The following is a 21,834-nucleotide window of genomic DNA, read 5'->3' as shown; positions in this document are numbered from 1 at the left end:
ACCTATTTTATTTCTGAAAAACCAGAGATTAGGGCCCTACGCCCCCGTCGCTTATAAAAACAGTGTTCACTCATAAATTCCGGACTTCGAGCATAAAAGGGCCCATTTCGCTCATAAATTCCAGGGTTCGAGCATATTAGGGCTCTTTTCGCCCATAAATACCGGAGTTCGAGCATAAACTCCTCAAATCGAACATAAATAAATGGCGGACCTATTAAAATATCATGCTACTTCCTCCCCCTCCCATATGTACATAGTTTTTAGTAAAAAGCCGCCGATTTAAGCCATGACCAAGCTATTAATACTTAGTCTATCCCATTTATTCCCCTTAAAAAAGTAAGGGGGATGAGATCAGCAAGTCTCTCAAAGCATATAATGACCATAACATAGTGCTAGATTACAGTAGACGTATCTGCAAAGCTGGCTAAATATATGTACCTGTTGCCTGCCAAACCAATCTTACAACAAAAGCTAAGAATCGAATATTTAATCATTCATATAAAAGCACTTATCATTCTGACTTTGGCCAAATCGCAGACAATTAGAATGAGCAGTGTTGAAAACACTGCTCATCTTTACTCCATTACAGGCTTATTGTGAGGTACAGCCTGTTCTTTATTTTTCCCTTTTATCCAGTATGTCAAGGATAGGATGACAACCAACAAGGCCAGCTGTGGAATAAGCGTTTCCCATGTCGGATAAAGTCCAATCAAGTCTATGAAAGGGAAAGCGGATATCGTATGTGTTTCAATCACCTTGGAAACCTGAAGCGAATGAACACTCACACCCAGAATTTTAAAAGATATCAGGTAAATCAGGACAGTAGCAACCGAAAAGAATAAAGAGATTGGAATCCGCACACTATAGCGAATGATCAGGAACCCTATAATAACCAGGATCACCAAAGCAACCGCAATTCCGGAGGCAAGCTTCTGGAGGCTCATATATGGTGCCATTCCTGTATAGAATATGATCGTTTCTGCGCCCTCCCTAGAAATGGAGAGGAAGCTGATGAACGCAAAGGATAGAAGGCTGCCCTTTGCGATTGCGTTTCCCATCTGCTTGTTTATATAACGGTTCCAGCTCTGGATACTGGATTTCCCATGAAGCCACGCGCCAACAGTAAGCATCATGATTACAGCAATTATCCCTGTGATTCCCTCGATATATTCACGGCTTGAAGCAGCCGTCAATTGCGAGAATACAAGCTTAATCCCTACAGCAAGCATGGCACTGAAGGCAAGCCCCGCTGCAACACCGGCCCAAATCCATTTCTGTTTGTCGCCATGATTCACCTTCCTAAGAAACGCAATAAATGTTGCAACAATAAGCAATGCCTCCAGTCCTTCACGAAGGAGGATCAGCATGGCATCCCAAACAGAATAGCTGGTACTCACACTCAGTGGTGTCAGCCTATCACGTAAATCTGTAACGATGGATTTCGCTTCTGTCGCATCAGGCTTTTTGGATTCCAGAATGCTGATCGCTTCTGGAATCCTTGTTTCGACATCGCTGTACAACTTGCTGTTGCGTGTCTGGACGTCCCCCTCAACCATTGGCCAGATCGTCAGGATTTCATTTAGGTCCCCGCTCGCTTGGCTGTATTGGTTTTTATCCATGCTATTTTCACTTTTCTCAAGGAGCGAAGTGATGTCTGAAAGAGTATAACTCGTTTTAGGACTCTTCTTTTCCTTACCGGCTAAGAATTCATTGATCGATGTCTTCAGACTGATTAGACTCGACTGACCCTGTTCTTGATCGACAGGTTCTTTGGTCAAAGCAATGCGGAATAGAGCCATATTTCTTTCAATATCTCCATACGAAACTACACTTTTGTTCCGGACCGCTTTTTCACCCTCTGTCCAGCTAGAAAGAAGTGTGGAATATTGAGCCTTTGCCTGTTCATATTCCTGTACCGAAAATGACTTTTCAAGCTGGTCGATCAAAGGCAAAAGGGAGGCAATCTTATCTTTATCCTTCTGTTTATCTGATGGCTGGTTTGCATTTTCATATTGTAGAAGAGAAGATGATAAGGAAGAAAGCAGTCCCTTTATCTCTTTTTGGTCAGGCTTTTCCCCGGACAGGGCATCCCGAAGTTTCTGCAAGGCGTCGCCGACAGCTGCAGCGTCTTTGTCACCCTTAATCCTGACGGAATCCCACTCCGCCTGGAATTCTGCCATATTTTTTGAAACAGAAGAAAGGTCCCCCTCTTTTACTTTCATCAAACTTTGGCCAATCAGCACAAAAAGGTCATCATGGCTTTCCTGTGCCTCCGCCTTGTATCCCGTCAGAATGAAACAAAGCAGAAGAATACCTGCCATTGAAAACCATTTGGACCGCATGATCATCTCTCCTTCTCACCATTCTGTCTTTAGTATTAACCGCATCCAATCTATCAAGCTAGTAGAAGCCACTCATAAAAAAAGCGTCTCCCCTATAGAACCATTCCTTTCAACTCCTGGAAGGATTGCGAAAATCGCACTTCCCTTATGCGAGGTATATTCATTTAATTTATCGTTTCTCGCCAAACGCTTCTGCATGGGAATGAACTGTGTTTCAGGATTTCTCTGGAATCCGATAAATAAAAGCCCTGCGTCGAAGCTTCCTGTTTGCGGGTCCATTCCATCCGCATAAGAATATCCGCGCCGCAGAATTTGCTGCTTGCCATCCCCTTTTGCGAGGCGCATATGTGAGTCGATAGGAACAACAGGCTGTCCGTTTTTGTCCTTAGCATTGAAGTCCGCTTTATCAAATTCATTCTTCTGGCCAAGAGGTGCGCCTGTATCCCTGTGCCGGCCAAATGTGGCCTCCTGTTCACGTAAGGTCGATCGATCCCACACCTCGATGAACATCTGGATCTTACGGACAACCATATAGCTTCCCCCGGCCAGCCAATCTTGGCCGTCTCCCGGCTGGACCCATACCTGCCCATTCATTTCCTTCTGATTGGCCACGTCCGGATTGATGGATCCATCCTTGAATCCAAACAAATTCCTCGGAGTTTCCTTCTCTGATCCCGCCTGCTTCGCACGCTGAAAACCGGACTGGGCCCAGTGAATGACCGCCTTGCCCCGGGCAATCCTCACCAGGTTCCTTACTGCATGGAAAGCTACCTGCAGATCGTCAGCACAGGCCTGTATACAAATATCTCCACCTGTCCATTGCTCTTCCAGCGCATCGAATTCAAATGACGGCAAGTCGTTCAATTCTTTCGGCTTACGGGATTTTAGTCCAAATCGATCCACTCCATTTTTCACAAACAAACCTGGCCCCACTCCGAAAGTAATCGTTAGATTAGCAGCCGATAATCCCGCTGCTTCTCCTGTGTCCTTAGGCGGAACATACTCATTGGAGGATAGCTCTCCGACCGCCTTCCCTTCCGTCATGGCAGCTGCTGCTGACGTCCAATCCTTAAACAGCTTGACCAGCTCATTACGGTCTGTGGCGGTGAGATCCAATGCGGCAAAGTAAATATGATTCTGAGCTGGAGTTGTAATGCCTGCCTGATGTCCGCCATAGAAAGGGACGATGTCCTTCTTCGATTGTTCCTTCGTTTGTTTTGCATCTGTCAAAGTCAGGAGCCCTCCGATTCCTGAACCTCCTATTAATAACCCAACCCCTGCAGCACCAGCAGTCTTCAGCATATTTCTCCGTGTAACCTTTTTCGTAACAAAAGAAGCTTCCTCTGTACTGCCTGGTTCATTTTTTTCCAATCAGGATCCCTCCGTTACGATTCCTATTTGAGATAAAGGCTCTGCAAGTGCATCTATGGACTGGCTTAGCTGTTTGACTTCTTCTTTGGTCAATTCGGTGTATAATTTGTACGCATCGCCATTTTTATGCTGGTTTAGCAGGTTATAAACATCATCAAATCGCTGCTGTATTTCTGCGGACAGCTCTTCATCTTTTTGCTTCAATGCCGGACTTAATAATTGATAGATTTTTTCAGCGCCCTCTACGTTTGCAGCAAAGTCATAAAGATCTGTATGGGAGTATCTGTCTTCTTCTCCTGTAACCTTCGAAGTAGAAACTTCATTTAACAGGTCCACTGCACCGGTTATCAATAGTTCAGGAGTCACCTCGACCGTTTCCACCTTGGCGCGAAGAAGGTTGACATCCTTCATTAACGCATCTGCATATTTTTCGTAGCCCTTTGTCGTGTTTTCTATCCAAAGACCCTTCTCAATACGATGGTAACCAGTCCACTCAGCCTCTGGAACATCTCCTTCGCGTGCATCAATTTTCGGATCCAGATCGCCAAAAACCTCGGCAATCGGTTCAGCCCGTTCATAATGCATGCGCGCCGGCGCATAAAGCTGCTTTGCCTTTTTTACATCTCCTGCTTTCACAGCATTTGTAAATTCTTCTGTCGATGTGACAAACTGATCTATTTCCCCAATGGCATATTCCCTGTAATCCGCTGCCACGCTGCTTAAATCGGCCGAGGCTTTTTCTTCTGTAGCCGATTCTTTTTGTGTCCCACTGGCATTTTCATTATCCTTCGTGCTCCCGCACCCCGCTAGAAGACTTGCAGATACTAAAACTGTAAAAAGTGATCTCATCATCATTTATAAGACTCCTCGTGTAGGTTATGTATTTGATATGATTAGCTTATCAATAATGATAATCATTTTCAATTAAAAATTAACAGATTTTTTAAAATTAAGTCTCTTGCCCACATCATCATCTCTCTTGTATATAAAAAAGCAATGGGCTCCCGCCCATTGCTTTATGAGTTTTTATCTCATTGCTGATTATCCGGATCATCCGGAAGTTCATTCTTCGGAACAAATACATCAAAATGGCGATATTGATTTACGAATTCAGCAGGAGCTACACCACCGAATTCTCCATCAAGGTTCAATTGCATTTTATCCTTTGTCATGACCTTGATACGATTCGCTTTTGCATAAATCACATTCTTGTCGTTCACATGCTCACCGCGGATGGCAAGTGTCGCTACCCTTATAAAATCAGCGAGATTGGTCTTCTTTAAAATAAGCAAGGTAAACATGCCGTCATTTAAAGAAGCATCTGGTGCGAGCCGTTCGAAGCCGCCCACCGAGTTTGTATTGGCCACAAGAAAAAGCATGATTTCCCCTTCAAAAATCTTTCCATCGTATTCAATGGAGACTTCCGTCGCTTTAATGGAAGGCAGCATTTCAATACCCTTCAAATAATAGGCCAGCTGCCCAATCATGGTCTTCAGCTTGCTCGGCACTTCATATGTCAATTCTGTCAGGCGGCCCCCGCCCGCAATATTAATGAAGTATTTATCATTCATTTTCCCAATATCAATTGGCATCGTATGGCCTGCCGCAATGATATCAGTTGCCGCAACGACTGAACGCGGAACATGGATCGCACGCGCAAAATCATTGGTGGTCCCGACAGGAATCACGCCAAGCTTTGGCCTGTATTCGGCATCTGCTAGTCCATTCACGACTTCATATATCGTCCCATCGCCGCCTGCTGCTATAACGACTTCATAACCCCGTTCAATCGCAATCCTTGCCGCCCGGGTTGCATCCCCCTCACAGGTGGTAGCGTGGCAAGAGGCTTCATAACCTGCCAGTTCCAGCCGCTCCAGCACCTCTGGCAGGTGTTTTTTGATGGCCTCCCGCCCGGAAGTCGGATTGTAAATCAATCTTGCTCTTTTCATTATCCCATCATCCTATTAAGTAGAATATCCAATATTTTCATGTTACCCACTTTTCGTCCGAAAATCAAACCCGTCCATCTGTTGGTATTCGCACCAAAGCACGGATTTCCAATTGTATGTACCTGTAAATCACCTATATATCTTACTCTGTCGCCCCTTTGATTAGCAAATATAATTGCCACATAATAGATATTTTCACTTAATAAAAAATATGACCAAAAATTCATACATTTCAAATACGTGCTACAGACCTATTTAACGAGAAAAAAAAGCATCACTAATAAGACTAAATCCCTATCAAATATATAAAAATATTATGTTCATATGCGTGATTAATTAGCCTTTAACTGCCAATAGTGTAATGGACCTTGTTTTTTGGATAATAATTACAGGTTTTACTTCTCTATAAGCGTGGTAAATAGCCTTTGTGCATTTATATCAAAATAATTTTAGTGGGGGTAAAAGAAAAATGAAGAAAGGCTTGCGTGCTTCTCTTGTGCTTATGATGCTGTTCAGCTTGATTTTATCCGCCTGTTCAGGCGGCACTGGCGGCGGAAATGCGGCAGAAGCTGATACAAAAACAAAGGACGGCAAAGTAGTTGTGAATTTTTGGAGCTTCTGGGGCTCCGAAACAAGAAGGCCTGTTATTGAAAAAATGATTAAGGACTTTAATAATTCCCAAGATGAAATCGAAGTTAAACATACTTTCGTTCCATGGGGAGATATTTGGACGAAGAACCTTGCATCTGTAGCTGCAGGCAATCCGGCCGATGTAATTGTGGGTGATATCAATACAGTTGACCACCGCGCAAAGAACAAACAATCTGAGGATTTATCCAAATATATTGATGAAAGTATTAAAGATCAGTTATACCCTAACCTTTGGGATTCAGTCGCATATAATGGGAAATTCTACGGAGTCCCATTTACAACTGACACCCGCCTGCTATTTTACAACAAGGATGCTTATAAAGAAGCAGGTCTAGACCCGAACAAACCGCCAAGAACATGGGCTGAGTTGGAAGAACACGCAAAAAAGCTTGATATCAAAAAAGGAAATAAATATGAACGAGTTGGCTTCTATCCTACCTGGGGCAGTTTTGGAGCACCAAGCTGGATGGCGAACGCGGACGGCGGCAAGGGCTTTTTTGAAGGAGAAGAAATGCATATTGCCACACCTAGAAAGACCGAAGCTCTGAAATGGTTAGCCGACTACAGAAAACGGATTGGCGAAAAGAATGTCCAAGCCTTTGAAGCTGAATTTGGCAGCGGCCAAACCAACCCATTCATTTCCGGTAAAGTGGCAATTTGGGCTGATGTAGGAACATTCTATACACAGATTCGTGATTCAAAAACAGATATGGACTTTGGTGTCGCACCGATTCCGGCATTTAAAGAAGGAGAACGCAACTGGAATGATGGCGGCGGATTTGTCCTTGAAGTGCCAAAAGGTGCAAAACACCCTAAAGAAGCAGCCAAGTTTATCGAATACATGGCTGGCGAAAAGGCTCAGAAGTACTGGGCTATGAAAAACTATGACAACGTTGCGAATATCAAGGCCGCTGACAGTGTCATCAATGACCTTACAGGCAAAGAAAAACAAGTATATCAGCAATCAGTTAAAAATCTTGAAGATACAAGGCTTCATCCGGTTCCAATCAGTTATCCGGATTACCCAAGTCTGGTAAATCCACAGATTGATGCAGCCCTTCAAGGCAAGATCTCTCCGGATAAGGCTTTAAAGAAAGCTGAAGACGATGTAAAGAAATCAAAGAAATAAAGATATGTAACTAGGCCGTCGGTGTTATCGATTGATAGCACCGAACGGCCCCTTCTATATGAATGGAGTTTTATTTTTACACAGAAACTAGGCATTTTTGCCTAGACACAAAGATATTTGGGAAATGGGAAGCAGCGGAGGCTCCAGCTTTCTAGAAAACAGAGAGGAGCAAGACCATGAAAAGCACTGTGTTAAAAAATGAGTTAAAGCAAGAAGCAGCATTTACCGATGCTGTGTCCACAAAACAACAACCGACGACCATCACTGCAGCCCCCAATGTAAAGAATGCCGCCACAACCAAAAGTAAACGGAGCCGCAAGGAAAATCTTATGGGCTACCTTTTCATTTCTCCCTGGCTGATCGGCCTTATATTCCTGACAGCCGGTCCATTATTATTCTCTTTATTTGTCAGCTTTACAGACTACAATATTACGTCCCAAATGAATTTTGTAGGAATCAAGAATTATAAGCATATGTTTACCGTTGACCAGTTATTCTGGACTTCCTTATGGAACACTTTATATTTTGTCATTTTTTCTGTACCGTTGACCACGGCCGGAGCTGTATTTGTAGCTGTTCTCCTGCATCAAAGGATTCCTGGGATGAAAATCTTCAGGACCATCTATTATTTGCCTGCAGTACTTTCAGGTGTTGCGGTTTACTTTCTTTGGATGCAGCTGTTAAGCCCGGCAAGCGGTTTAGTAAATACAGCACTTGCATGGTTTGGCATTGAAGGCCCTTCTTGGCTGTTTGATCCAGAATGGACAAAGCCGGCATTAATACTTATGAAGCTTTGGAGCGTCGGAGGCGGAATGCTGCTCTATTTGGCAAGGCTTCAGGGTATCTCAAACGCCCTCTATGAAGCAGCAGACCTGGACGGGGCAAATGTATTCCAGAAGTTCTTCCATATCACGCTGCCAATGCTTACACCAATCATCTTCTTTGACATCATAACAAGTACCATTGGTGCATTCCAGATTTTCCAGGAAGCCTATGTCATGACTCAAAACGGAGACGGCGGACCGTCAAACTCCCTATTATTCTATAATCTGCATATGTGGAATAACGCGTTTGAAGTATTCAACATGGGATATGCATCTGCCATGGCATGGTTCCTTTTCATTATCATTCTGATTTTGACAGTATTTAATATGAAGTTCAGTAAAAAATGGGTGCATTACGATGGAGGTGACGGAAAGTGAACAACCAGGTAAAATTCTATCAAACCATGAAATTCCGGAGGCTGGCCAAAAACTCCATTGTTCTCACCGCTTTGATACTGGGCAGCATTGTGCTATTAATGCCCCTTTTGTGGATGGTGTCCACCTCTTTGAAAACACCGGCGGAAATCATGCAGCATCCGCCTACCTTGCTGCCCGAGTCCTTCCACTTGTCTAACTATATTGAGGCATGGAAAACCGGACCATTCACTCGCTGGGGTTTAAATTCATTACTTATAGCCGTGTTTGTCACCATTGGGAATGTACTCGTCAATTCATTCATAGCCTATGGTTTTGCCAAAATTAATTTCAAATACAAAAACAAACTGTTTGTCCTTGTTCTTTCAACAATGCTTATACCGGGGTTTGTAACAATGATCCCGCAGTATATGGTGTTCTCAAAGCTTCACTGGATCAATACGTATTATCCGTTAATTGTGCCTGCCTTCCTGGGAAGTGCATTCTTCATATTCCTGCTTCGCCAATTCATGCTCACGATTCCGAATGAATACAGTGAAGCTGCCATCATGGACGGGGCAAGCCATTTTCGAATCTGGTGGCATATCATGCTGCCGCTGACAAAACCGGCCCTTGTCACAGTAGCGGTATTATCGTTTGTTGGTTCCTGGAACGATCTCTTAGGGCCGCTCCTCTACCTCAACGATGAAAGCCTTTATACACTGCAAGTTGGGTTGCAGACATTCAAAGGCAGCGTCCAGGTTCAATGGCATTACCTAATGGCAATGAGTGTCATGGTTCTGTTGCCTACACTGATTCTGTTCTTTATCTTCCAAAGATTCTTTATTGAAGGATCCAATATCTCTTCCGGCACGAAGGGATAAGTGCTCAAAAAGCATTGGCTGCACTGGCCAATGCTTTTTGCTTTTTTAATATGAAAAACTAAGCTTCTACCAGAGAAGTCTGTGAAGCGTTTAGAAATGTTTCAATTTCTTCAGCAGGCTGAGATCGTGCGAACAGATATCCCTGGGCAAAATCACAATTCCTCGACTTGAGATATTCTCTCTGTTCCTCGGTTTCCACACCTTCTGCCACGACCTTAAATTGAAGGCTGTGGCCAACGGAAATAATTGCTTTGACAATGGAAGAATCTGAAGTTCCGCTGCCCAGATCCCTGACAAAGGTTTTGTCAATTTTGATAAAATCAACAGGAAGCTGTTTCAGGTAGCTTAACGAAGAATATCCCGTACCAAAGTCATCGAGGGACAAAAATACCCCAAACGTTTTTAGCTCCTTCAGCTTGCTCACAGTGCTCTCGATATCATGAATAGCCACATTTTCTGTAATTTCAAGATTCAGCCAGCCGGGTTCGAGACCGCTTGCCGTAATGATTTTTTTTACTGAGCCAATAAACCGCCTTTCCATAAACTGCCTCGGAGAAATATTAACCGAAACGTGTATCGGTTCAAATCCTTCCTCCTGCCATTTTTTCGCCTGGCGGCACGCTTCAGAAAGCACCCACTCACCAATTGGAACGATGAGGCCAGTCTCTTCAGCTAAAGGAATAAATTCAGCCGGGGATATGACTCCTTGATCGGGACGGTTCCATCTGATTAAAGCTTCAAGCCCCTTTAAACTATTTGTTTTCAGATCTATGATTGGCTGGTAATACAGCTCGAATTCCCCATGCTCGAGGGCTCTTCTCAACTTGGCCTCCATGAGCGCCTGGCCCGCATTCTTTTCGCTCATTTCCTTCATATAAAATTTATACATATTCTTGCCGGCAGCCTTTGCCTGATACATCGCCGTGTCCGCATTCAGGATCAGTTCATCTACATCTGCCCCATCCTCAGGGAACATACTGATCCCGATACTCGGTGTGATATATACCTCCTGCTGGGCTATGCTGAACGGCTGGGACAAGGCCTTTAGAATGCTCTTCGCCACTTCCGATACATGTGTACGCGATAAACCTGGCAGATATATGATAAATTCATCGCCACCCTGTCTTGAAACAGTATCTTTCCCTTCCACACAAGCAGAGAGCCGCTCTGCAACCTGCTGAAGCAGGAGATCCCCAAAGCTATGCCCAAAGGTATCATTAATAACCTTAAACCTGTCTAAATCTAGAAACAGGATGGCCAGGGAAAAATCGAACTGACTTGCCTGCTGTAATACTTTAGCCAGATTCGAATGAAAATAATGGCGGTTTGGCAGTCCAGTCAGGAAATCATGGTATGCCATGTAGTTAATTTTTTCTTCAGCCTGCTTCCGGAACGTGACATCACTAATATAAGCGGCATAGTTGCTTTTTCCTTCAATTTTAGTAATCGTAAATTCTATCGGAAAAGTTTCCTTAGCCTGAAAATACCCCTTGGCAGGGAGTCTTTCTCCTATGTATCGATCAAATTCCAATATGCCAGTGCCTTGTTCAGCGTCGCCCGTTCCAGGAATTTGGATTAGATTGGCCAGCTGTTCACCGATCAATTTCTTCCGCTTGATCCCAAAGGTTACTTCCCCGGCAGAATTAGCTTCGAGAATGATTCCATTTGAATCTATGATAAAGACACAATCCGGTGTCGATTCCAATATGGCCATATTAAATGCCACTTGTTCACTGTACTTTCCATCCAGAAACATACTTCGTATAAGGACCAGCGATAGAATCACCATCACCGAAATAGCTATGGACAGGCCCAGCAACGAATTATTGATAATCAAGGAGGATGTATGATTGCTGTGAAGGGATGAATCATGAAAAATAGCGGCTGACATGCCCAGGTAATGCATGGCCACCACTCCCAATGCCATCACAAGGCTCCCTGCAGCTTTTTGCCTGTCCCACCCGGCACTCACTTTATCACGGAAATAGAAGCTTAGATAAATCGCCAGTATGGAGGAAGCAAATCCCGTAGCCACGGATAAAACTAAAGGTTGGGTACGGTATGTGATATCCACTCCTTCCATCGCTTCCATTCCTGTATAGTGCAGCCCTATAACCCCAAGCCCCATTACAAATCCTCCAAGGCATATTTGCTGTAAAAATACTTGAGGCTGACTGGCTATAATGAGGCATAGGAAGGAACAAACGATACCTATGATCAATGATACCCATAGCAGAGGAATGCTGTAGGTGATGTGGCCAGTCCGATGCGCAGCAAGCATGGCAACAAAATGCATTGCCCAGATACCAAGGCCCATTGAGAGCGCACCGCTGACAAGGCAATAGAACCTGGAGGCACCCTTTGTCTGGCTCACCCTTTTTGTAAGATTAAACGAAGCAAAAGAAGCCATCCAAGCAATGATAAACGAAAACACTACTAAAATAATATTATAGTCTCTCAACATGCGCTTCACCTCTGCATAGTAGTAAACCATTAAAACTATGCCGTTATTGCCCAATAAATAAGGCTATCCCCATAAATGAAGATAGCCACTTTACCGAATATCACTATTGCACAATGAAACGGTAACCCAGCCGTCGTAGTCATCTGACCTTAGACCTGTGGCTTTGCGTCCCCACCTTTCGATGAGTTTGCCTTTTTCGTAATGATGAATTGTTTAAATATTACCATTAACATCCAACTGTGTAAATAATTATTCCTATATTTTACTATTTCAATTTGATTCTTTTGTCACAATAAGACAGCCGTTGTGGTCAGATCAAAGGGTAAAAATCCCTATCACAAATAAATCAATCTCTAATAAGACCAAAACTGTTATGTACATTAAGCCCTTTCTTTCCTAATCTTTATTTTACTTTATAAAAAAGTTTCAAGGCGGGGTACAGCGGGAAAACTTTGATACAGGCTTGCTCGCTGCGCAGCCTTTTTCTATTCCTGCCATAGTTAAACTCTACAAGGTCCAGTTTTTTATTTCTTTATAATGATTGTGATGCATATCCTTATAGAAAGTCCAAACCCCATGAATAGAAAATAACAGCGAAAGAGGGTGATGCATGGTGAAGTCATTGGACAATGGCACACTTGTGGCAGAAAGCTGGCTGGATCTTCAACAAGAGCTCTTTAACTTTCCGGCACATCCCATCCATGGACGCTATCGCTCCCCCTTTGCCTATCGGGGTGTCGATAGCGCAGCATTCAAACTGGCGACCAGCCTGATGAGAATTGAAAACACAGGAATGGAATCCCACCTGCTCCGTAACTTCAATAAATATTCACGGTCCGTGTTAAAAGATAAACACAACGACTGGGAGCTGCTGGCCGTCGCGCAGCATTACGGCCTGCCGACACGCCTCCTTGACTGGTCCTTCTCTCCCTATGTGGCCATGCATTTTGCGACATCCGATATAACCAGATATCGGGAAGACGGGGCAATCTGGTGCCTGGACATCATCAAGGTCCATCAACTATTGCCTCCTATTTTCAAAAAAGCATTGAGCAACGAGGAATCACATATTTTTACTGTTGATATGCTGAAAGACGTCTGCCCCGATTTAAAATGCTTTGATGCAAAAAAGGGAGAAGATGACGACTTTGTCATCTGCCTGGAGCCTCCCTCCATGGAGGAACGTATCGTCAACCAATATGCCCTATTCACAGTGATGACAAATCCAGTCCGAAGGCTTGATGAATGGCTCCACCATTATCCGGATCTTTATAAAAAAATCATCATTCCCGCCTCCCTCAAGTTAGAGGTCAGAGATAAGCTTGACCAGGCCAATATTAACGAGCGAATGATTTATCCAGGCCTGCAGGGTGTCAGTGCCTGGCTAAAAAGATATTGTACCAATATTAAATTAATGAAATTTGAAGATTAATTATAGAAATGGAAGTATAGAAGATGCCGTCCCTTTGCAAAGGCATCTTTTTTGTGGCGGGTCGGAAAGGTTTTGCCATAGAAAATCCAACAGGGGAGCGAGTTTTTATTCTAGTCCCGGTTTATTAACAGCGATAGGCCAGGGACAGGGGAATGAAATACTAGTAAGTTTAACCCTAACGTGAACTGCCCGGAGTAAGTCCGTAAAATGAAAACGAAACAGTCATATATATTCCTTTTTACCTCCCCTGGCTTCCACCACGATAAACAGTGAAAAGGGATTAAGCTCACTTATTTAACCAGAATAAACATTTTTAATTTCCAACTTGAATTCTTCTTTATCTTTTAACAAGACACAGCTGATTCGATACTTTTTCGCTGCGATTATATAAAAATTGTCCGTCATAGCGATAAAGCCATATTTAATTACATAGTTTTATAGATTGCTAGCTGTTTATCATCGTTATTTCCGGTTTTATGAGCGAAACTTTGGATCCGTAGATCGAAATCTTATTTATGCACGATAACTGCCATTTAATGCGTGTATTTCTATTTTTACGATCGAACTTCTGTAACGTTAAATATCACAAACGACTCTCACCCTAAAAAGCAGCTGAACTGAAAATAAATATAACGAGAATGTTCATTCCCGGCCCGTCTCTTTTCTATGAGCACAGGGCTTCTATACCGGGGACCTATTTGGTAAGATGAAGATATTATTCAGGTCAAGCAAACTGTTTGTATGGAGGATAACGATGAAGGTTGTAAATAACGTTACAGAATTAATCGGGGACACACCCGTCGTCAAACTGAATAGGCTGGTTCCGGAGGGAGCCGCGGATGTGTATGTAAAGCTCGAAATGTTTAATCCGTCCCGGAGCGTAAAGGACCGTGCTGCGTATAATATGATCCAGACGGCTGAAGAAGAAGGCTTGATTAAGCCTGGAGACACAATCATTGAACCGACCAGCGGAAATACCGGTATCGGCCTAGCCATGGCTGCTGCAGCAAAAGGCTACAAATCAATCCTGATCATGCCCGATAATATGACGAAAGAAAGAATTAATATATTGAAAGCTTACGGAGCGGATGTAGTACTGACCCCGAGCGATAAAAAAATGCCGGGTGCAATAGAAAAGGCGAAGGAGCTTCAAAAGCAGATTCCAGGAAGCTTTATTCCACAGCAGTTTGAAAATAAAGCAAACCCTGATATTCACCGCCATACGACAGCTTTGGAGATTTTCGACCAGATGGAGGGGAACCTTGATGCATTTGTCGCCACGGCCGGCACCGGGGGAACCATTACCGGGACAGGCGAAAAGCTAAAGGAGCTCATCCCTGGCCTGTACATTGGCGTGGTTGAGCCTAAAGGATCTCCAGTACTTTCCGGAGGCCAGCCTGGAAAGCATATGCTGGTAGGAACAAGTCCAGGCTTTATTCCAAGCATTTTAAATACAGATATTTATGATGAAATTTTTCAAATAACTGACGAAGATGCTATTGATATTTTCCGCAGGCTGGCACGTGAAGAAGGAATATTTGTCGGACCGTCTGCAGGCGCAGCTGTATATGCAGCCATCGAAGTGGCGAAGCGGCTGGGCTCAGGCAAAAGGGTATTATGCATTGCCCCTGACACAGGCGAGAGATACTTAAGCATGGATCTGATCGATTAAATGCAAAACAGGCTGTTCCCTTCCAATAAGGGAACAGCCTGTTTCATTAATCTTTTAAAGTAAAACTAGTTTCCCGGGACGCCCCATCCTAGTACTGACCAAATCTCAGATCCAGCAGAGCGCAATAAAACAATACTTTATGAAAACTTCTGTTAATAGAGCGATTCATACGTTTTTCGAACCAGGGTCTCCGGTTTAATTTCTCTTTTATTCTTTAGGTCCCTTCCACTCCAGCATTCCTCCGGTCATATTCATTATATTATACCCATGTTCCTCTAAAAACTTGGCGGCCTTGGAGCTACGGCCTCCTGAACGGCAAACCATTATATATTCCTTCGATTTATCCAATTCATGCATTCTAAATTCCACCAGCCCAAGGGGGATATGCATGGCAGTAGGGATCTTGCCTTCTTTTACCTCATCCACTTCCCTGACATCGATAATATGAATTGGCTTTTTTTCGTTTAACAGCTGTTCTACTTCCTGTGGTGTGACTTCTTTCATCTTTATGCTCCTCCCTGTTATGACATCCCTGTTCCTATGATCGCCTCACTCTGCTGACCGGAATTCACCTATTAACAAGCGGCTTACCCACCCAAAATACCTCTATATAGTTTGCTTGATTGCCGATTTTTTATATGCATTAAATCTCCAACCTGCCGAGGCCAAAAAAAATAGTCCATCAACTACATGTAGTCAATGAACTCATTACATTCCATGATTCAGGACCCCTTTTTTACAAGGACATTCAGTAATCTCATAGCTGCTGATCGTAAACCCTTTGGATAAAAGATATCGGACACCTAAATTCAACTCCAGCCGGTTGGAAGCAACCACATGCAGTTTCCCTGGAGCAATATCACGGCTATAACGCTTCATATAAGCATAAGGGATATTTGTCGCACCTGGATAGCCAGGTGTTTCATTATAATCTCTTATATCCAATATTGTAATGCCAGAGTTTCCCCTAATATCTGCTGTATTCTGGCATGGTATATTCCTGACTGGATAGTAGCGTCTGTATAAAGCCGGAGCCAGTAAAACAAATATCGTGGTTAAAGTAATAATTTGAAACAAGACACACACCGCCATTACATTTTTTTACACTTAATCTTATACCTTTAAGGGTATAAACACAAGGAGTTTACACCAGTATGCTGACCTGGATAACCTATGTATAATGTTCTTCCTTTCCATATTCAAATCCTGCATCACTTACTTCTTTTGTTCCCGATTCGCGGACGATTGGCATTCATCAGCCGATCTGCAAAGAAAAAAAATACACTCCAAATATAGTGATGATCAGTACCATCATAATTCCCAATAATAAAATGGTTGCCTTTGCCGACCGAAACGTTTGCTGATTAATGCGGCTCGTCTTATCAAAATAGCTCCATAATGCAGCTAAAATGGTCAAAATGCCAGTAATAACAGCTGCCGCCCCAATCAATAATACCAGCATATCAGCAAATCCGCCGGTGGAGCCAGTCACATGCAAATTGATCACTAAAAACCCAATCCCGACAATAGTGATTGCCGTCCTCACCCAGGCGAGAAAGGTTCGCTCATTTGCCAAATGCTGCTGAATATACTTCGTTTCCTGTTCACTTCTAGGAGCTTCCATCATGCATCACATCCCCGGAAAGTACACAATTTAGCTGTTAACCTACGTTGCTTTTTATTTTACCATTTCCAGTCCATATTATCATGGCTGCTGTTTCGCGTATTAATCATTATAAAAAGAACTAGGAAAGAAGTCCGCCGTTTCCCTAATTCTTATAGTGGACAAATCCATTGCTTTTCTCCCCTTTCCTCTTCCAGCTTGATTAGTTCCTCATCAATTAGTTCAACAATCATTTTTGATATCCTGATTCCATATTCCAGGGAAAATTTTTGGAATGTGTCTAAACGATACTGTTCCTCAATATCACTGTTCTGCTTTAATTTCGATATGTTTCGCTCCCTCTCATCCTTGAGCCATTTTCAATCCGTCAACCCATTTTTCACCCCCGAAAAATACTTCTTAAAAAAGCCAAAAAAAATAGCATAGCTATATAGCCATGCATTTTATAAGTTCCGAACCTTTATTTTAGATCTCCCGGTTAAGGGCCGTTTCAAAGGTATATTACTTTCTCTTATCGACGAGGGTATAATCCGGATATTTCTTCGTATAAAGATCGAAAGCCTCTCCGTAGGTGCTGAATTGCAGCCAGCCCCCATCCCTTAGTATTTGGTTGATCCCTTTGAATGTCAGGTCGCCAGATAAATCGGTATAATTAATTCCAAAGGTTTTTGACGGTATATCAATGTTTACCCATATGCTCATGCAAAACTCCCTCCCTTACCTTTCTTGCCGACTTGTACGTATATACCATTGTATACCAATATATATGATGTAGAGCAATATTTTTTCCCAAAATTCAGACAATAGTCGCATGAAAAATTGAATTAAATCACCATCAACCGTTTCTTCCATTTAGGACATCAATACAGAAGACTCTTATATTTTTCTCCTCTTTCCTTTAAAACTGCCTTAGCCTTCAAAGGTAACCAGGTTCAGTCATCATATTCCAACTCCCAACATGACTCTGATGTAACATCTCCTAAAAAAATATACAAATTTAACATATTTTTCACACCGATGTAACATCATATTAATCATGCCAACACACAAAGAAAACGCTTTTTTCAGGGTTTGAAATGAGCCGTTATAAGGTATATAAAGTAATATCACAAAATAGGAGCAGAGTAGTAGCATGATTGATGTTAACGCACCAGATTTCCGGGATTTTTGCGAAAGCACTGCCTCGCATCTCGAAATAGTAAGTCAAGTGACGAATGGAAAAATACGCGGATTGGACAAGCTCGCCTTAAATACTCTTTCACAGAGAAAACGATTGCCTGCAGTTGTGGTGAATGTACTTTTGGTGTATTTCTTCAATACATTTAAAAACAAAGTGTATGACCGAAAAGACTTGGCCAGAGTCTATGACCATTGGGCAAACAAAGGGGTCCAGACGTTCTCCCAGGCAATTGGAATGACCCAGGTTGATATCCATGAAATACTGCAAAAAAAAGCACCTTCTTCCTGAATGTGCTTTATTTATTTGTGGATTGAACTATTTGCCATTCTCATTTAGATAGTAAACCTTTAAAGCTGTTAAAAAAACAGATGCAATCCACTAGCGTCAAACGCGTTTAATTGACCCGCTGCAGTCAGGCCACAAAATAGACATTACAGCCAGGACATGCTCCTTAAAATATTGCAAAGGCTTCAGAGGCTGCTTAAATCATTTGCTGGTAAAGACAGCGACTGTCTAATATTCAGGAACGACAATGATAAATTGCCCGCCATATCCTAATGCAAAATAAACCTGGGGTTCAGATGGTTTAGAGCTATACCATTCAGCACCCACTAATGGTAGCCATAGAACCGATTTGATACGTATGCAAGTATGCTGTCGTTGACTTTACCACCCAGGATTCTGATACGATTCGCCCTCCCTCCCAGTTTCCCCTTTGCAGCATCAGCCTGCCCAGTTTCGCCATATCCTCTGCAAAAAGGGGTAATCCAAACCCGCCAATCACAATTCCTTTGGAATCACAGTGCCACATATACTTATTGATGTCTAAAGGCTTAAATAAATGCTTCTCTGCATATTTTGTCAGTGGCATGCCTGTCGCCATTTTCATGATGGCTGTTAAAACATGTGATGCTCCTGAATCATAGTTCATCTTTTTTCCCGGCTCTTGCAATTAATTCCCTTTCCAGAATGAATTTTACCCAGTTATGACTGTTGATCCTTTTTAAGCCTTTTTTCAAAGACGATTAGATATTCCTGTAATTTTTCATGATTCACTTCTGATTCTCCTATGTCAATAAAGCTATATAACGATTGATTCGACTTCATCACCGGCAAATCCTCCTGCATATTCGGATAGAGCTACGAGACTTTTTTAAAATATCTTAAACTTCAAAAAACATTGCTCTGTCAGAGTTTAATTCGTGTAAAATATTATATAACCATAATTGCTTATATGAGGGGTGAGCCATTGCGAAAACAAAAGTTCAAATTAAGCACAATCATCACTTTTTTTGTATGTTTAGTGGTACTCCTGGCTTTATTAATTACAGAGGCCCTCATAAGCAGGACTGTCAGCGAAAATATTACAAGCAATCTGGAGCATAAGGCGTTAATTGTATCCAGAACCGTCTCAAAATCTAATATAGTAATAGATGGATTGACGAATCATTCAGGTTCGGAAGCCATTCAAAGTTATACCAATGAAATCAAGTCTGCTACCGATGTAATGTTCATTGTAGTAATGGATATGAACGGAATACGCAAGTCACACCCCAACCCTGAGCAAATCGGGAAGCATTTCGTAGGCGGTGACGAAACAAAAGCGCTTAAAGGTAAGGAATATACGTCCCAGTCCCTAGGTACACTGGGAAAGTCGCTTCGCGCCTTCTCGCCGATTTACGATGGAAATCATAAGCAGATTGGGGTTGTTGCTGTCGGAATTTCATCCAAAAATGTTGAGACAGCCCTGCAGCGAAACATGCAAAAATTCTTGATTGGCACCATCATTGGGCTTTTAGTTGGGATTGTCGGGGCTATCCTGCTGGCCAGATATATAAAAAAGATCCTGCTCGGACTTGAGCCGCCAGCCATAGCAAAAATACTGGAAGAACGTAGTACAATGCTGCAATCTGTCCACGAAGGAATCGTAGCAGTCGATGCTTCGTCTACGATCACTCTAGTAAATAAATCCGCCTTGCAAATATTTCAGAGGGCTGGCCTGAAGAACAATCCTGTTGGCATGAAAATTAGTGCTTTCATGCCCTCCTCCAGATTGGAAACAGTCCTCGCGACAGGAGAGTCTGAATTGGATGAACAACAGAATATAAACGGAATATCGATCGTTGTGAATCAGGTCCCTCTTATTGTGAATGGCCAGGTGGTCGGAGCCATTTCCACGTTCCGTGATAAGACAGAAGTCAATCAGTTGGCTGAGCAGCTCACAGGTGTCAAAACTTATGCGGATGCCCTGCGTGCCCAATCCCACGAATTCATGAACAAGCTCCATGTCATATTGGGCATGGTGCGGATGAAGTTTTACGATGAACTGGCTGAATTTATCCATAAGATTGTGGATCACAGAAACCATGAGCTTGAAAGCATTACAAAGCACATCAAGGATCCGGCACTTGCAGGATTCTTAATGGGCAAATTAAGCTATTCCCGTGAAGAAAATGCCGGCTTGTCCATCGTTACCCACAGCATCATCCCGGAGCCGGCAGATCCTGATCTTACCCATGAGCTTGTGACCATCATTGGCAATTTGATTGATAATGCGATTGAAGCGCTAAGGGCATCTAAAGACAAGACAATTGAATTAAGGCTGCGTTACTCCAATAAGCAGCTTGTCATTGATGTGTGCGACTCAGGACCTGGGATTGATCCTGCCATAACGGATAGGATCTTTGAAAAGGGATTTTCAACAAAGGGACAGTACAGAGGCTATGGCCTATATTTAGTATCCCAAAGTGTCCAAAAGCTGAGAGGCGAATTTCGGCAAACTTCACTTCCACAGGGGGGAACGGCCTTCCATGTAAATCTTCCATACACAGTAAAGGGGGAAACTCATCATGATTAAGGTGCTGATTGTTGAAGATGACCCAATGGTTGCAGAGTTTAATAAACGTTATCTCTCCGAGGTCGAGGGGTATACTTTGGCCGGGGTCGTCCATAATGTAGCAGATACGATTGATTTTATCCAAAATAAGCAGGTAGACTTAATTTTGCTTGACTTCTATATGCCGGGAGCAAATGGTCTTGAATTATTAAGCTATATCCGGGAACATAATATCCCTTCTGATGTCATCCTGATCACGGCTGCCTCTGATACAGAAAAAATCCAGAGTGCCTTAAGAATGGGTGCTGTAGACTATTTAATCAAGCCCTTTGAATTTGAGCGGTTAAATCAGGCTCTTCTCAATTACAAAGAGAAGTTTCAATTCTTCACCAACAATAGTTTTGTTAATCAGGAAGAGCTGGACGAACGAGTGCTGAATTCAGAGCAAAAGTCATCCGGGGAATTGGTCGAGGCACTACCTAAAGGCCTGACAAGGACCACTTTGCAGGTCGTAATGGACGTGATAAAGGAACGGGGTACGGGTCCATTTTCAACCGAGGATATTGCAGAAAGAACCTATATTTCCAGGGTTTCTGTCCGAAAATACTTAAAGTTTCTAACCGATCTCGGAGTACTGGAGGAGTCATTGACTTACGGAATTGGAAGGCCGGTATATTTGTACAGCTTGAAAGCGGACAAGCTCAGGCAAATAAGCAATCTTTTATAAAAGAAGCGAGGCAGCTTTGAGTACCTGTTAAATTTAAAGAAAAAAACGTGAACCATGGATGATTAGGTTCACGTTTTCAGTTTGTTTTTTAAAATAACTGGTGCCTATAGAATGAATTTAATGATGGGATGTGAGTTTCTGTCCCATAAGGAAGTGCTTGTTTGGCGACGGGACTTTGAAGTTTGTCTTTCCACATCAGCTTGATGAAAAACCTTCTTCCGACTCCGATGCTGTTCTCCGTCCTTCACCTGCTTCTCGAAGAACCTTTTTCCTACTCCCTCAATGATTTCCGGCCTTCATCGGTTTCATGCAGATCTTTTTTTCAGCTCCGGAACTTGTGCACATCTTTCACCAAACCTTTCCGCAGCCCTTTAACAATAGCAAGAAATACGCAC

General features: G+C 42.8%; 19 protein-coding genes and 1 riboswitch. Of the genes, 8 read left to right on the top strand and 11 right to left on the bottom strand.

All coding sequences use genetic code 11. From position 1 onward, the window contains the following. Nucleotides 1-575: 575 nt before the first annotated feature. From V1500_RS02500 to V1500_RS02485, 4 genes are all read right to left on the bottom strand, one after another. Complete coding sequence (locus tag V1500_RS02500; protein ID WP_409304062.1) at nucleotides 576-2,342, bottom strand: FTR1 family protein; 1,767 nt, start codon at nucleotides 2,340-2,342, stop codon at nucleotides 576-578. Nucleotides 2,343-2,414: 72 nt separating this feature from the next. Further along, nucleotides 2,415-3,644 carry an iron uptake transporter deferrochelatase/peroxidase subunit gene (efeB, locus tag V1500_RS02495; protein ID WP_409305896.1) on the bottom strand — a complete coding sequence of 410 codons (1,230 nt, stop codon included), beginning with the start codon at nucleotides 3,642-3,644 and terminating at the stop codon, nucleotides 2,415-2,417. Nucleotides 3,645-3,713: 69 nt separating this feature from the next. Continuing rightward, nucleotides 3,714-4,565 carry an iron uptake system protein EfeO gene (efeO, locus tag V1500_RS02490; protein WP_409305895.1) on the bottom strand — a complete coding sequence of 284 codons (852 nt, stop codon included), beginning with the start codon at nucleotides 4,563-4,565 and terminating at the stop codon, nucleotides 3,714-3,716. 179 nt (nucleotides 4,566-4,744) lie between these two features. Continuing rightward, nucleotides 4,745-5,662 carry a diacylglycerol kinase gene (locus tag V1500_RS02485; RefSeq protein WP_409304061.1) on the bottom strand — a complete coding sequence of 306 codons (918 nt, stop codon included), beginning with the start codon at nucleotides 5,660-5,662 and terminating at the stop codon, nucleotides 4,745-4,747. Nucleotides 5,663-6,131: 469 nt separating this feature from the next. Between V1500_RS02485 and V1500_RS02480 the strand changes: the two genes are divergently transcribed. From V1500_RS02480 to V1500_RS02470, 3 genes are all read left to right on the top strand, one after another. Beyond that, nucleotides 6,132-7,442 (top strand): ABC transporter substrate-binding protein, encoded by a 1,311-nt coding sequence (locus V1500_RS02480; protein WP_409304060.1) that lies wholly within the window; start codon nucleotides 6,132-6,134, stop codon nucleotides 7,440-7,442. A 176-nt stretch (nucleotides 7,443-7,618) separates the two neighbouring features. After that, nucleotides 7,619-8,644 carry a carbohydrate ABC transporter permease gene (locus tag V1500_RS02475; RefSeq protein WP_409304059.1) on the top strand — a complete coding sequence of 342 codons (1,026 nt, stop codon included), beginning with the start codon at nucleotides 7,619-7,621 and terminating at the stop codon, nucleotides 8,642-8,644. After that, nucleotides 8,641-9,504, top strand: coding sequence for a carbohydrate ABC transporter permease (locus V1500_RS02470; RefSeq protein ID WP_409304058.1), 864 nt, complete (start codon nucleotides 8,641-8,643; stop codon nucleotides 9,502-9,504). The genes V1500_RS02475 and V1500_RS02470 overlap by 4 nt, the downstream gene beginning before the upstream one ends. Nucleotides 9,505-9,562: 58 nt before the next feature. On the opposite strand, the gene V1500_RS02465 is transcribed toward V1500_RS02470, so the two are convergent. Continuing rightward, on the bottom strand, nucleotides 9,563-11,968 hold the full coding sequence (locus tag V1500_RS02465) for an EAL domain-containing protein (protein ID WP_409304057.1): 2,406 nt from the start codon (nucleotides 11,966-11,968) through the stop codon (nucleotides 9,563-9,565). Nucleotides 11,969-12,085: 117 nt separating this feature from the next. Then, nucleotides 12,086-12,170: riboswitch (cyclic di-GMP riboswitch) on the bottom strand. 408 nt (nucleotides 12,171-12,578) lie between these two features. Between V1500_RS02465 and V1500_RS02460 the strand changes: the two genes are divergently transcribed. Next, nucleotides 12,579-13,400, top strand: coding sequence for an FRG domain-containing protein (locus V1500_RS02460; RefSeq protein ID WP_409304056.1), 822 nt, complete (start codon nucleotides 12,579-12,581; stop codon nucleotides 13,398-13,400). Between the two features lie 754 nt (nucleotides 13,401-14,154). Beyond that, nucleotides 14,155-15,072 (top strand): cysteine synthase A, encoded by a 918-nt coding sequence (gene cysK, locus V1500_RS02455; RefSeq protein ID WP_409304055.1) that lies wholly within the window; start codon nucleotides 14,155-14,157, stop codon nucleotides 15,070-15,072. 207 nt (nucleotides 15,073-15,279) lie between these two features. On the opposite strand, the gene V1500_RS02450 is transcribed toward cysK, so the two are convergent. The 4 genes from V1500_RS02450 to V1500_RS02435 form a co-directional block, all read right to left on the bottom strand. Then, nucleotides 15,280-15,576 carry a rhodanese-like domain-containing protein gene (locus V1500_RS02450; protein ID WP_409304054.1) on the bottom strand — a complete coding sequence of 99 codons (297 nt, stop codon included), beginning with the start codon at nucleotides 15,574-15,576 and terminating at the stop codon, nucleotides 15,280-15,282. A gap of 204 nt (nucleotides 15,577-15,780) precedes the next feature. After that, nucleotides 15,781-16,149 (bottom strand): sulfurtransferase, encoded by a 369-nt coding sequence (locus tag V1500_RS02445; protein ID WP_409304053.1) that lies wholly within the window; start codon nucleotides 16,147-16,149, stop codon nucleotides 15,781-15,783. A gap of 178 nt (nucleotides 16,150-16,327) precedes the next feature. Continuing rightward, nucleotides 16,328-16,699: a YidH family protein gene (locus tag V1500_RS02440; protein WP_409304052.1), complete on the bottom strand. Its 372-nt coding sequence runs from the start codon at nucleotides 16,697-16,699 to the stop codon at nucleotides 16,328-16,330. Nucleotides 16,700-17,197: 498 nt separating this feature from the next. Then, complete coding sequence (locus V1500_RS02435) at nucleotides 17,198-17,398, bottom strand: hypothetical protein (protein WP_409304051.1); 201 nt, start codon at nucleotides 17,396-17,398, stop codon at nucleotides 17,198-17,200. Between the two features lie 430 nt (nucleotides 17,399-17,828). Between V1500_RS02435 and V1500_RS02430 the strand changes: the two genes are divergently transcribed. Further along, nucleotides 17,829-18,164 (top strand): hypothetical protein, encoded by a 336-nt coding sequence (locus V1500_RS02430; RefSeq protein ID WP_409304050.1) that lies wholly within the window; start codon nucleotides 17,829-17,831, stop codon nucleotides 18,162-18,164. A 313-nt stretch (nucleotides 18,165-18,477) separates the two neighbouring features. Here the strand turns inward: V1500_RS02430 and V1500_RS02425 are convergent, their stop codons facing one another. Both V1500_RS02425 and V1500_RS02420 read right to left on the bottom strand, forming a co-directional pair. Beyond that, the gene (locus V1500_RS02425; protein WP_409304049.1) at nucleotides 18,478-18,807 is read right to left on the bottom strand and encodes a hypothetical protein; all 330 of its coding nucleotides are present in this window, start codon (nucleotides 18,805-18,807) and stop codon (nucleotides 18,478-18,480) included. Between the two features lie 53 nt (nucleotides 18,808-18,860). Beyond that, nucleotides 18,861-18,986 carry a hypothetical protein gene (locus V1500_RS02420; protein WP_409304048.1) on the bottom strand — a complete coding sequence of 42 codons (126 nt, stop codon included), beginning with the start codon at nucleotides 18,984-18,986 and terminating at the stop codon, nucleotides 18,861-18,863. A 139-nt stretch (nucleotides 18,987-19,125) separates the two neighbouring features. Between V1500_RS02420 and dcuS the strand changes: the two genes are divergently transcribed. Then, nucleotides 19,126-20,733: a DcuS/MalK family sensor histidine kinase gene (gene dcuS, locus V1500_RS02415; protein WP_409304047.1), complete on the top strand. Its 1,608-nt coding sequence runs from the start codon at nucleotides 19,126-19,128 to the stop codon at nucleotides 20,731-20,733. Further along, nucleotides 20,726-21,439 carry a response regulator gene (locus V1500_RS02410; protein ID WP_409304046.1) on the top strand — a complete coding sequence of 238 codons (714 nt, stop codon included), beginning with the start codon at nucleotides 20,726-20,728 and terminating at the stop codon, nucleotides 21,437-21,439. The genes dcuS and V1500_RS02410 overlap by 8 nt, the downstream gene beginning before the upstream one ends. The last annotated feature ends 395 nt before the right edge of the window (nucleotides 21,440-21,834 follow it).

Origin of the sequence: Peribacillus sedimenti, assembly GCF_046237635.1 — a bacterium.
GTDB classification, from domain to species: Bacteria; Bacillota; Bacilli; order Bacillales; family DSM-1321; genus Peribacillus; species Peribacillus sedimenti.
The sequence above is the reverse complement of the archived record's forward strand: the minus strand, read 5'-3'. Positions and strand labels throughout refer to the sequence as shown.